This window comes from Photobacterium sp. TY1-4 (genome assembly GCF_025398175.1).
Lineage (GTDB): Bacteria > Pseudomonadota > Gammaproteobacteria > Enterobacterales > Vibrionaceae > Photobacterium.
This window is the reverse complement of the sequence record NZ_CP099734.1, coordinates 2,204,882-2,216,843: the sequence shown is the minus strand read 5'-3', so window position 1 is coordinate 2,216,843 and position 11,962 is coordinate 2,204,882. Positions and strand designations below refer to the sequence as shown.

15 protein-coding genes are annotated in these 11,962 nt (G+C 53.3%); 12 read left to right on the top strand and 3 right to left on the bottom strand.

Annotated elements, in window-relative coordinates:
* The first annotated feature begins 4 nt into the window (after positions 1–4).
* Complete coding sequence (locus NH461_RS10400; RefSeq protein ID WP_261600282.1) at positions 5–637, top strand: alpha-ketoglutarate-dependent dioxygenase AlkB family protein; 633 nt, start codon at positions 5–7, stop codon at positions 635–637.
* Positions 638–851: 214 nt separating this feature from the next.
* Entirely contained in the window at positions 852–2,006 is a 1,155-nt protein-coding gene (locus tag NH461_RS10395) for a DUF3541 domain-containing protein (protein WP_261600281.1), read from the top strand.
* 86 nt (positions 2,007–2,092) lie between these two features.
* On the opposite strand, the gene amrA is transcribed toward NH461_RS10395, so the two are convergent.
* Positions 2,093–2,698, bottom strand: coding sequence for an AmmeMemoRadiSam system protein A (amrA, locus tag NH461_RS10390; RefSeq protein WP_261602882.1), 606 nt, complete (start codon positions 2,696–2,698; stop codon positions 2,093–2,095).
* Positions 2,667–3,455, bottom strand: a complete 789-nt coding sequence (amrB, locus tag NH461_RS10385; protein WP_261600280.1) for an AmmeMemoRadiSam system protein B — start codon at positions 3,453–3,455, stop codon at positions 2,667–2,669. The genes amrA and amrB overlap by 32 nt, the downstream gene beginning before the upstream one ends.
* A gap of 71 nt (positions 3,456–3,526) precedes the next feature.
* Between amrB and amrS the strand changes: the two genes are divergently transcribed.
* From amrS to NH461_RS10365, 4 genes are all read left to right on the top strand, one after another.
* Positions 3,527–4,603: an AmmeMemoRadiSam system radical SAM enzyme gene (amrS, locus tag NH461_RS10380; RefSeq protein ID WP_261600279.1), complete on the top strand. Its 1,077-nt coding sequence runs from the start codon at positions 3,527–3,529 to the stop codon at positions 4,601–4,603.
* Positions 4,604–4,710: 107 nt separating this feature from the next.
* Positions 4,711–5,019, top strand: coding sequence for a glutaredoxin domain-containing protein (locus NH461_RS10375; RefSeq protein WP_261600278.1), 309 nt, complete (start codon positions 4,711–4,713; stop codon positions 5,017–5,019).
* A gap of 557 nt (positions 5,020–5,576) precedes the next feature.
* Positions 5,577–6,386, top strand: coding sequence for a transcriptional regulator (locus NH461_RS10370; protein ID WP_261600277.1), 810 nt, complete (start codon positions 5,577–5,579; stop codon positions 6,384–6,386).
* 134 nt (positions 6,387–6,520) lie between these two features.
* Positions 6,521–6,898 carry a FidL-like protein gene (locus NH461_RS10365; protein WP_261600276.1) on the top strand — a complete coding sequence of 126 codons (378 nt, stop codon included), beginning with the start codon at positions 6,521–6,523 and terminating at the stop codon, positions 6,896–6,898.
* A gap of 394 nt (positions 6,899–7,292) precedes the next feature.
* On the opposite strand, the gene NH461_RS10360 is transcribed toward NH461_RS10365, so the two are convergent.
* On the bottom strand, positions 7,293–7,496 hold the full coding sequence (locus NH461_RS10360) for a hypothetical protein (RefSeq protein WP_261600275.1): 204 nt from the start codon (positions 7,494–7,496) through the stop codon (positions 7,293–7,295).
* A 347-nt stretch (positions 7,497–7,843) separates the two neighbouring features.
* Between NH461_RS10360 and NH461_RS10355 the strand changes: the two genes are divergently transcribed.
* From NH461_RS10355 to NH461_RS10330, 6 genes are all read left to right on the top strand, one after another.
* Positions 7,844–8,122: a BMC domain-containing protein gene (locus NH461_RS10355; protein ID WP_015670698.1), complete on the top strand. Its 279-nt coding sequence runs from the start codon at positions 7,844–7,846 to the stop codon at positions 8,120–8,122.
* A 24-nt stretch (positions 8,123–8,146) separates the two neighbouring features.
* Positions 8,147–8,431: a BMC domain-containing protein gene (locus NH461_RS10350; RefSeq protein WP_255387922.1), complete on the top strand. Its 285-nt coding sequence runs from the start codon at positions 8,147–8,149 to the stop codon at positions 8,429–8,431.
* Between the two features lie 12 nt (positions 8,432–8,443).
* Positions 8,444–8,722 carry a BMC domain-containing protein gene (locus NH461_RS10345; RefSeq protein WP_261600274.1) on the top strand — a complete coding sequence of 93 codons (279 nt, stop codon included), beginning with the start codon at positions 8,444–8,446 and terminating at the stop codon, positions 8,720–8,722.
* A gap of 102 nt (positions 8,723–8,824) precedes the next feature.
* Positions 8,825–10,504, top strand: coding sequence for an acetaldehyde dehydrogenase (acetylating) (locus tag NH461_RS10340; protein WP_261600273.1), 1,680 nt, complete (start codon positions 8,825–8,827; stop codon positions 10,502–10,504).
* A gap of 33 nt (positions 10,505–10,537) precedes the next feature.
* A complete protein-coding gene (locus tag NH461_RS10335; protein WP_255387920.1) occupies positions 10,538–10,795 on the top strand; it encodes a EutN/CcmL family microcompartment protein in 258 nt (85 codons plus the stop codon).
* Between the two features lie 15 nt (positions 10,796–10,810).
* Complete coding sequence (locus NH461_RS10330) at positions 10,811–11,953, top strand: 1-propanol dehydrogenase PduQ (RefSeq protein ID WP_261600272.1); 1,143 nt, start codon at positions 10,811–10,813, stop codon at positions 11,951–11,953.
* Positions 11,954–11,962 lie beyond the last annotated feature (9 nt).

Sequence of the window (11,962 nt, the reverse complement as noted above, 5' to 3'; positions counted from 1 at the left end):
CCTTATGGAGACCCTGTCTTTGTTTCCACCCGAAGCTTCGGGTGAGTGGTTTGATATTCCCGATGGCCGATTATATTGGGCACCGGCGTTCTTTACTGCGGCGCAGGCGCAGACCTATTTTGAGCAGCTCCGGAAAACGCTGGACTGGCGACAGGAGCAAATTCGCATTTTCGGTCGCAACGTCTGGCAACCGCGGCTGCAGGCCTGGTGCGGTGAGGCGTCGTATACCTATTCCGGCTTAACCCTGAGCCCGGCCCCCTGGACACCGGCGTTGCTGAGTATCAAAACCGCGTGTGAGGCGGTTTGCGATCAGCAATTTAACTCGGTGCTGGCCAACCTGTATCGCGATGGACAGGATTCGATGGGCTGGCATCAGGATAATGAGCCCGAGCTGGGGCCGCAGCCGGTGATTGCCTCGGTCAGCCTGGGCGAAACCCGTCGCTTTGTCCTGAAGCATCTGCACAGCAAACAGAAAATCACCTTCGATCTGACTTCGGGCTCCCTGCTGATCATGGCCGGGACCACTCAGCAATACTGGACCCATGCGATCCCGAAGTCCAGGCAGCCCCTGTCCGCGCGGATGAACCTGACCTACCGAACCATCTATCCGGCCGCTGGTGCTGGTGCTGGCGCTTAGCGGGCGTAATTAGCGGCTGAGATCACATTCAGCATAAGCCGGGAGATGCTTTTGACGCGGTGCTGACGCATGGATTGTGATTTTTGCTAGCGTTATTTGGCATTGATTACCGATACTTATACCAACTTGCCTGAGGCAATGGTCCGCCATTGCTGTCGGCTGGGATTGAAGAGATGAGCCTGCGGCAAGGCTCATTTTTGCCAAGGAGAGGTTTATGAAATCCTTTAGCGCCGTATTGTTCCTCTGTTTCTTACTGTTATCCGCTCCAATCCAGGCTGACGTTGCTCCCGCGGTTCGGCCGGAAACCCGTTTGCCAGCATCTTTGGCCCAAACCAGCCCGGCGGCGGCATCCTACGCCCAGGATGCTGCGTTGATTAAAGCTACATTTGAGTCAAAGCTGTATACCTTGCCGCCGTATACGCTGGGGCACTACGGGTTGCGACTCTATCGCCAGACCCAGGATGACCGCTATGCGACCGCAGTTTGGACGGATATGGCCCGGGTGGCCAGTCGCCTGAACAAGTTTGCCGCTGAAGTCTATACGCCAGAGCAAATCCGTCAATATTCCCAAAAGAAAATCAACAGCTATCGCCAGAAGAAGGGAGAGCGGAGTGCGCTCCGGTATGAAGTGACTCAATCCCGGCCGGAATATCTGTATCTGGGTATTGGTTTGCTGGGTTCCATGGCCCGGGCGGACGAGTACGGGTTGAAGCATCGCGAGGATGCCAAACTGCGCGAGGTGATCCGCCGGTATGACTATAGCCGTTACGCGACCGATCCGGCGATGATCCGGGCCTGGGCTGCGCAACTGGCCAACCAGGTGTACTGGCTCAAACAACTGGGCGAGCAGGATGTTGTCGATGAATTTATTGCAGCATTCATGGCGACGTATCCGGACGCACAGGATGCGACGCTGAGCGAGCAGCAGTATATGAATAAGATCTACGGACTGACGCACATCATCTTTGCCGCTTCCGGGTACTACCAACATCCGGTGAGTGAACAGGAGTTTCAGTGGATTTTTGATTACTATCGCCGCAACATCGACACCATTCTGGCCCGAACCAAAGAAGATGTGATTGCGGAAGTGGGGATTAACTTTTTGTTGGCAGGCTTGGCATCGGATCCGGTGGTCGAGAAAACCCGGTGGACGATTCAGCACGGGATCGACCGTCGGGCCGGGATGATCCCGTCCGTGAAAGGGGAAACCGACCTCGATCAGGGCGAGCATCGCAATGTGCTCGCCATCATGTTGCTTGACTGGCAGGGCGCGCGCGCGGTTCCGACAGTTGCGGGGCAACCTGAACTGTTTACTGCCGTGCCTTACGGTTTGATCCCCCGTGAACCAAGGCAAAAAGCACAGCCCTGACGGAAAGAACAGTTCTGAAGGAAAACGCAGATCTAAGGCGTCGCCCAGTAGCCCGCCGGAGTTCAGACCGGCGGCGCTTCACAAGCTTAATAGGTGTCCGAAAGCTGGAAATACCGACCTTTGATACTGGTGACGGTAAAGGTTTTGATCGTGAGGGTGTCTGACCAGTAATTTGCCGGCCAGCCGGCTTTCTGTTTCAGGTGGCGGAGGAAAACCTCCGGTGACGGCAGTTGTTGCCAGACCTGGGGCAGAAACAAGGCTTGTGCATGGTGATCAGACAACACGACACCGACCCGATGTTTTTTCAGGAAGTCAATCAGTGCTTGCTCTGAATCGACCGCCAGCACCTGGGGTTCCGACAGCACTGAGATTTCAATCATCAGTTTATCCAGTTGATCTTCGGTCAGCGGCATAAATCGCCGATCCTGGTAAGCACTGTCCCTGGCTTTGTTGTGAACTTCCAGTACCAGGGGCTCATTGGCCGTCATGGTTCCCAGGCAACCCTGTAGTTCGCCGTCGACTTCCAGGGTCACAAAACAGGCGCCGGGCCGGAGGAGCCTGTGACCATAGAGATCCAATTGCGGTGGGTGCGGTAGTGCATCTGAAAAATGGCCGCGAATCGACTCACGTGCAACATCCAGTAGCTGCGTGAGTTCTCCCTTATTGAGTTTCTGAGACGAGGTAACTGACATATCCAACAACTCTCTCCTTATCTCCGGCAGTATCTCCGGAGTTTTTTTGTGTTATGCGGGTTAGTTGATAATGGCGCTGTTTGGCAAGTTGCAGTAATGCATTAATGCCGGTGGAGCCGCAAGCCTGCTCTGGGTTCAGCGACGTCCGGTAATGTTCGATCAGATCGCAGGTCTTGCTGTCTATCTGCTGTGCTTGCGCATAAGGATGATAGTGGCTGAGATCGCTGCTGATCACCAACAGGGTCTGGTCACCCTGCCAGAGGGTATCCAGGATCCGGGCGACGACGGTTGGGGAAACATCACTGGTTAAGAGCGGCAGTAAACTGAAATTACTTAAACAGGTTTGCAGAAAGGGCAACTGAACTTCCAGACAGTGCTCGAAGGCGTGCGCTTCATCTGATAAATGAATATCGTCTATTTCACTTAGCTTTTCAACACTTTGTGTGTCAATCGGCACATCGCCCAGCGGGGTTAAGAAATAATGGGCCGTGGGCAGGGCACAGCCTTTGAAATAGTAACGGTGGCTGGGCCCCACCAGAATCACCTTGTTGATGGTCGCTGCCTGGGATTTCAGATGGCGATAGGCATCCGCTGCGACTTTGCCGGAATAGATATAACCGGCATGCGGCACGATCATCGCCCGGATGTTTTCCGGCTGTCCGCCACCGGTTCCGAGCCAGTGTGCTAACTGAGACTGTAGGTTTTCCGGGGACTTATCATAAAAGCTCCCCGCGACGGCTGGTGGACGAATATTCATAGAAATCACGCGGTTATTTCTGGCAATACTATATTTAGTATAGGAACAAAAGACTGTGTTGCAGGTGTTCTATGCACCAACCTCCTGAATATTTTAAAACTGAATACTGGCATCGGCTGGAAGATGGCCGGGTGATCTGCGATGTGTGTCCGCGCCACTGCCGGTTGCGGGACGGAAAACGGGGCGCCTGTTTTGTCAGGCAGGCCAAAGATGGTGAAATTGTACTGACCAGCTATGGTCGCTCCAGCGGGTTCTGCATCGACCCTATCGAGAAGAAACCGCTCAATCACTATTATCCCGGCAGCTCGGTACTGTCATTTGGGACGGCCGGATGTAACTTGGGCTGCAAGTTCTGCCAGAACTGGAGTATCAGCAAGTCGCGGCAAATCGACACCTTAGGGGCTACTGCGATGCCGGAGCAAATCGCACACGCAGCGCAGCGATATGGTTGTGACAGCATTGCCTTTACCTATAACGATCCGGTGATTTTTATGGAGTATGCGGTCGACTGCGCCCAGGCCTGCCACGAACTGGGGATCCACAGCGTGGCGGTCAGTGCCGGCTATATTTGTGATCAGCCCCGGGTGGCTTTCTATCGCGATATGGATGCGGCCAATATCGACCTCAAGGCGTTTACCGAGCGTTTTTATCATAAGATCTGTAGCGGTCACCTGGCGCCGGTGCTTGATACCTTGTTGTACCTGAAGCATGAAACGGATGTCTGGTTTGAAATTACCACCCTGCTGATCCCGGATGAAAACGACAGCTCGGCGGAGCTGGACCAGCTGACCCGGTGGGTGGTGGATAATCTCGGTCCGGATGTACCGATCCATTTCAGCGCTTTTCATCCTGATTTTAAAATGATGGATAAACCCAGAACCCCGCCGGCAACCGTGCAGCGGGCGCGGGAGATCGCACTGGCCAACGGGATCAACTATGCCTATGTCGGTAATATTTTCGACGAAGCAGGCGACAGTACCTATTGCCCGGGCTGCCATCGCAAAGTACTGGTGCGAAACTGGTATGAGTTAGGCGAGTGTGCGCTTACCGACAGCGGGGCCTGTCGACATTGCGGCTACCAGATCGCGGGTCATTTTGCCGCGCCGAAAACGTTCGGACGACAACGGATCCCGGTTCATATTGCCTGAGCCGCAGGGGCCGGGTTAGACATCGCATACGCGACGGCGCTTGTCAGACCGTGGATCTTTCCTTAATCTTAGCGACCCGGTAATCCCTGATATGAAGATGAAAGTAGATGTCTGATATGACCTTTGAACAGCTGGCCGGTTACCAGAACCTGGTGATCACCCAGCCGAACTGCCCATTTTGTGTAAAAGCCAAAGCCATTCTGGATGAGCGCGGCACGGCGTATACCACGCTGGTGCTGGGGACTGATCTGGCGAAAACCACCATGGTTGATTTTGTTGAACAGCAAACAGGTAATACGGTACGTACGGTGCCGCAAATCTTTCTGGACGGCAATTACATCGGTGGTCATGACGATTTGGTGGCCTTTCTGGCGCGCCAGGTGGACGGCGACGCCTTTGGTGATTTCGAGCTGTAACTGGCTTGCCGGCCTGGTGCTGCCAGCCCGGTGTTGCCCTGAGCTGATAGTCTGAAGGGGGAGCGCTTGGTGAGCTGAGCGATATGAACCGACAGAATTTGCTCGGCACGCGAACAAGCTGTCAAGCAAAGGACACCTGCATCTGCGGTGTCCTTTTTGTTTGCCCGAATGCTGATAAGTGGGCTAGGTTGACGTTCAGGGACAACACAGCAATGTGCTGAACCAAACTTCGGACTGGTGTGCGCACCAGAGTGTAAGTCGTTTCATGTGACTTGGTAGACATAATCGCTGTATGTGGTCTTACCTGACCAGACTCTCTTGATCTGTATCAACAATCCAATTTGCGCCCTGGCGGTATGATCTACTCCGATGAATACCCCACTCTAATCAGAAGCCAGAAGCCAGAAGCCAGAAGCCAGAAGCCAGAAGCGACGCGCGTTATTTTTTTGGCAGTGTTCAACGCATGCAGGTGACGTGATGGTTGCGTGTAAACCGGGATGATAATGCGAAAAGGCGTGGGGGATTGCGGTCATTTTGAGTAGGAAAAACCTATACCAATGAAGTATAAAATAAATGGGTTTCTATATTACGACGCAATAGATGGCACGCTAAAGCTTGAAGACCAGGCCGCCAGCGATACGCAACTTTCCATTACCGCCAATGCATTATTGTTTTTTTTAATTCAGCACCCGGGTGTGCTGACGCGTGATGAAGTGATGACCAAGGTTTGGGACGACAATGGCCTGATTTCATCCAACAGTAACCTGAACCAATACCTGAGCTTGCTGAGAAAATCGTTTCGCAGCTACGGGATTGAGAATGTGATTGTCACCATTCCCCGTGGACGATTGGAGCTCAATCCCGAGCTGATCCTAGAGGTGGTGGATGATAATCCGTTGCATCCGCTCTTGCAGCAAGCCAATACGGACCCCGCGGTTGTCCCCGAGTCATTGGCCGAAGCAAGTAAGGTGACGCAGCTCTCGCCACAAACCGAACAACAGGAACGCAACTGGATGATTGCCAGTGCGTCATTGTTCATTGCCGCCTTGGTCTTATTGTGGACGGCCATCATCACCGAACGTTCGTTGCATGTTGTCAGTCTGACCGAGGTGGAGAGCGGGTTATGTGAGCTGTTCTCGCCGGAGTTGATGATCAACAGGGCGATGGGTGAAAAGTACATGAAGAACTTTAAAGCTGTGCGAGACAAGCTGGGCCTGTCTTGTGCGAAGGATGAACGATTTATTTTTTACTATGGAGATAAATTGCAGAGCAATGGGTTAGGGCGAACCTATATTGCGCGCTGTGCTGAAAATGAAAATAACCCGTACGCCTATTGTGATAATTATTTTTATTATTCCTGGAAGTAATAATGCAAACACGCAAAAGCGGTAAGATTTTTTTTTTCTACGCGCTGATTTTATTTTTCCTCTGCACTTTGCCCTTTGTTTCAAAAGTGATCCCATCACAGTCTGGAGATCTGAGCTGCACGGCACGGGCAATCATGCACTTTGAAGACACGGTGACAGAAACCGTGAATGCGAACCTTCACTTTCGATTTAGTGAACGCGGCAAAGGCTCACTGGTTGTCGAAGGGTACTCAGACTCCAAGGCTGGCTGGTTGTACTTGCAGCGCTACGTTCAGTTTGACTACACCAGCGAACGGGTCTCGGCCTATGCGCGTCATTACCAGGTCAAAAAGTGGTCTTCGACCAAGTCTTCAATCGATGAATCCCCCGATGTGCTGTTCGATTACTTCATGCGTGAAATGTCTGACAGCCATGACGAGCTTCTAATCAAAGTCGAGAAGCTTAGCTACGACACCGTACTCCTGAGCTCGATCAACTCACCTTTATTTGTCTGTGCTTTAAGTGAGCAGTAGGCCGGGCGAATATTCATTATTGTTTTGATTCTCTGTGAAAGCGCCTGCATCCGATCATCGTGCCGCTAGTCAGGCGAATGACCGGCAGGCGCTGCGCTGCGATAACTTGACTCCGTCTCCCCACTTCACGCGCTATCCCCAAACCTGAATAGCTTCAACCAGTCGTTTGCCGCTGGTAATCATCCAATCCATGACTGAAAACCACCAGACTTCCGGTGGGAAGTGTTGTCATCAGCGGCTCTCATGACTGAGCTGCCGACGGAGCTTTGGCTATCGCACTCAGAAAATCCCCCGGCTCTTATCTGGTTGGCCATTACACATCCCCTGCCGGGTAAGCGCATTTCTGTTTATCGCCTCTTTGATGCTTTTCTCTGAGGACGATGCCCTCCATATTTTATTCTGCTACCACTACCACTACCACTACCACTTTCTCTTCGATTACCACTTTCACTGCCATATCGACACCTGCGACCACGGTTATTTCAGTTGTCATGTTTACTGGCGACACCTTGCCTAGCGACGGGTGAATACCGAACCGTTTTTTGCCGTTTTTATCCTGTTTATTGCCGTCGTCATGGCCGCCGGATGACGCCGCCACGGGTGAAATCAGTCGGAATTTTCAGGCTGAATGTTCGGATATTGCGAGGCTTGTTTGGGATGTGATTTAGCTCCGTTTTTGGGGGTTATTTAGGTTGGTTATCAGTATTGGATAGAGATAAAAAACAGGATCGTTTTGTAAATTGAGGCGTCAAAGCTCCTTATATGAAGAGTAATCAACTAAGTATCCTGAGTTTTTGGAGTTTAATGCCATTTTCTTTTTGTGGGGAATATAGTGATTTTCGTGGTTGGAACAGGCCAATAAAACCATAAGAAAACCACAAAAAAAGGCCTGGAGGCCTTATCTCAATAACGTTTACTCGAGACCTATGTACGGAGGAAAGAAATATGGGTGATGCATTAGGTTTGATTGAAACAAAAGGGCTGGTTGCCTGTGTTGAAGCGGCAGATGCGATGTGTAAAGCCGCCAATGTCGAATTGATTGGCTATGAGAACGTCGGCTCCGGTTTAGTGACGGCGATGGTGAAAGGTGACGTCGGGGCAGTGAAAGCTGCTGTCGATTCAGGTGTGGAATCGGCGCAGCGCGTTGGTGAAGTGGTGACGTCATTGGTGATTGCCCGTCCGCATAACGATATCAACAAAATCGTTATTAAACATAAAGCATAAGTGGCGTGAACGGAGGATCTGACAATGAGTGATGCTTTAGGGCTGATTGAGACTAAGGGACTGGTTGCTTGTATCGAAGCCGCTGATGCGATGTGCAAAGCCGCCAACGTTGATTTGATTGGTTATGAAAATGTCGGCTCTGGTCTGGTAACGGCCATGGTGCGTGGTGATGTCGGTGCGGTGAAGGCTGCGGTGGACTCAGGTGTGGAATCGGCGCAGCGCGTCGGTGAGGTTGTCACGTCATTGGTGATTGCCCGTCCGCACAGCGACATCGAAAAAATTGTCTCTCAGTACACCGTGACTGAATAAAAGGAAAGTTCTATGAAAGATGCACTTGGTCTTATCGAAACAAGAGGTTTGGTTCCAAGTATTGAAGCTGCTGATGCTATGTGCAAGGCCGCCAATATCGAGTTGATTGGTTACGAAAATGTAGGTTCCGGTCTGGTGACCGTCATGGTGAAAGGCGATGTCGGTGCGGTGAACGCAGCCGTTGAGTCAGGCATTGAAGCGGCACAAAAAATTGGCGAAGTGGTGTCATCTCGCGTGATTGCCCGCCCGCACAATGACATTGAGAAAATTGCATCTCAGCACAAAGCCTAGCGTTGCCGCTGTGCAAGATGCCGGGGCGAGTTTGCCTTACCCAATTATCGTAAGGCAATCCTTCTTCCCCTTCGTTTCACGCGTTAGTGAAGGACAAAGATCATGACTTTAGACAAGGATTTACAATCCATCCAGGCAGCTCGAGAGCTGCTGAAACAGGCCAAACAGGCACAAGCCCAGTTTGCGCAGTTCTCGCAGGAGAAAGTCGACAGCATCGTGGCGCATATTGCTGCTGAAGCCGCTCGTCATGCTGAAGAGCTGGCGAAACTGGCCCATGAGGAAACCGGCTTCGGGCGTTGGCAGGACAAGGTCCTGAAGAATATCTTTGCATCGACCAAGGTGCACGAGCACATCAAATCGATCAAAACGGTCGGCATTATTTCTGAGGATCCGGTCAATCAGGTGATGGAAGTCGGTGTGCCGCTTGGGGTCATCACCGCACTGGTGCCGTCGACTAACCCAACCTCAACCATTTTCTACAAAACCCTGATCGCGCTGAAAGCCGGGAATGCAATTATCTTCTCGCCGCATCCGAACGCCAAGGTGTGCAGCCAGAAAGCCATTGAGTTGGTGAAGCGTGCTGCAACAGAAGCCGGAGCGCCTGCCGGGATTGTCGACGGCGTGTCGCTGCTGACGATGGAAGCCACGCAAGCGCTGATGCGCAGCAAAGATGTCTCGCTGATCCTGGCAACGGGTGGTGAAGGTATGGTCCGCGCCGCTTATGCATCGGGCACACCGACAATCAGCGGCGGACCGGGGAACGGGCCGGCCTTTATCGAGCGTACCGCTGATATCAAGCAGGCGGTCAGCGACATTATCACCAGTAAAACCTTTGATAACGGCGTGATCTGCGCGTCCGAGCAATCGATCATTGCGGAACGCTGCATTTATGAACAGGTGCACCAGGAGCTGCTGGCTCAGGGCGCTTACTTTATGAATGAGCAGGAGTCGCAACAACTGGCGAAGATCCTGCTGCGCCCGAACGGCATGATTAATCCGGCCATTGTGGGTAAATGCGCGCTATCACTGGCAGGCATTGCCGGCTTCAGTGTACCGGCCAGCACCAAGGTCCTGATTTCCCGCCAGGACAGCGTGTCCCATCAGAATCCGTATGCCCGTGAAAAACTCTGCCCGGTCCTGGGCCTGTACATCGAGGAAGACTGGCGCTCTGCCTGCGATCGCGTGGTGGAATTGCTCACCAACGAAGGTCTGGGCCATACGCTGGTGATCCACACCCAGAACCCGGACATCGTTCGCCAGTTTGCGTTGGAAAAACCGGTGTTCCGCATGCTGGTCAACACCCCGGCAGCCCTGGGCGGTATTGGTGCGACCACCAACCTGATCCCGGCCCTGACCTTAGGGTGCGGCGCACTGGGCGGCGGTTCCAGCTCCGATAACGTCGGTCCGATGAACCTGCTCAATGTCCGCAAGGTCGGTTACGGCGTTCGCAACATTGAAGACCTGCGCCAGCCTGAAACACTGATTGCGCCAGCGGTACAGTCTGCGTCTGCTTCGCTTGCTGCACCGGCTGCGACTCCAGCTCCGGCAGTCACTGCCAGTGCACCGGTCAGTATCTTCGAAGACATGCGCTTTACCGGTGGACATGCGTCAGTTGCTGCGCCTGTGGCTATCACAACAGCAATGACAGCGGCGGATGATCGCTTTGGCTGTGGTATTCCGGCGCCTGCCTGTCATGGCACCCATGGCGAAACCTGTCATGACATTAGCGAAGAAAATGTTGAGCGCATCATCAAACAGGTGATGGGACGTATGGCGCCCTAACCCGGCAGCAACGCAACAGAAGGTGGCAAAACTATGATTCTCGCAAAGGTAACCGGGCATGTCGTCGCCCCCCAGAAAAATGACGAACTACGCGGCAGCAACCTCTTGCTGGTCACGGCACTGGGGGACGATCTGGCGCCCATCAAGGACCGGACTTATGTCGCCGTCGACAGTGTGGGGGCTGGTGTGCGTGATCTGGTCCTGGTTGAGGAATATTTTGCGCTGCACAAACAGCAGTACAAGGCCATGTCAATCGTTGCCATCGTGGAAAAAGTCCACCAGGACAGATAAGGGAGACTCAATCACATGAACGAATTTCAGATTAAGCCGATGCTCCATTTTGGCAACGGCGCTCTGGACAAGCTGGGCACACTGACGGGGCAGCGGGCTTTGATCGTCACCGACCAGGCGATGGTTAAATTTGGCATGGCCGACCAAGTCCGTCAGCGGCTGCAGGCGAACCAGATGGTGGTCAGTCTGTTTGCCGAGGTTACTTCGGATCCGGACATCTCGGTCATTGTCAATGGGATGAAACAAATGGATGCCGAGGCGCCGGATGTAGTGGTCGCACTGGGCGGTGGCTCGGTGATCGATGCGGCGAAAGGAGTGATCTACACCCTGTGGGAAAGCGGCAATCTGGCGAAAAAACCATGCTTTGTGGCTATCCCGACCACCAGCGGCACGGGCTCGGAAGTCACCGCATTCTCGGTCATTAAATCAAAAGGCGAAAAGTGGGTGGTGGTCGACGAGTTTATGTTGCCGGATCACGCCATTTTAGACCCTGAATTGGTGAAGTCGGTGCCCGCGGGTATTACTGCCGATACCGGAATGGATGTGCTGTGCCATGCGCTGGAGGCTTATGTCTCCACCCAGGCGTCTGATTTTAGCGATGCCTTGGCAGAGAAGGCCGTGCAACTGGTTTTCGCCCACTTGCTGGAGTGCTACCAGAACGGCAGCAACCTGGCTGCCAGGGAGAAAATGCACAACGCCTCGTGTATCGCAGGCATGGCATTTACCAATGCCTCCCTGGGGATCACCCATAGTCTGGCCCACGCGCTTGGCGGTGTCTTCGGGATCCCGCACGGGCGGGCGAACGCGCTGATGATGACGCATGTCATCGCCTTTAATGCCAACTTACATGGCGATTGCAAGACTGCCGCCGCCCAAAAATACGCCCACCTGGCGAAGCAGCTTGGCTTGCCGAGCCGGACGACCCGTGAGGGGGTGATGAGTCTGATTGTGGCGATCGATGTGCTCAAAGAGCAGATGAATATGCCATCAGGCATCCGCGACTGTGAGGTGGCCGAGCCCGGATTCTTTGCCGCGCTGCCGGACCTGATTGGACCGGCGCTGAAAGACGGCTGTACACCAACCAACCCCCGTGAGGTGAATACGCACCACATGGAAACCCTATACCGACAAGCGTTTGCAGGGATTGCCCACACCTAGGTCATACCA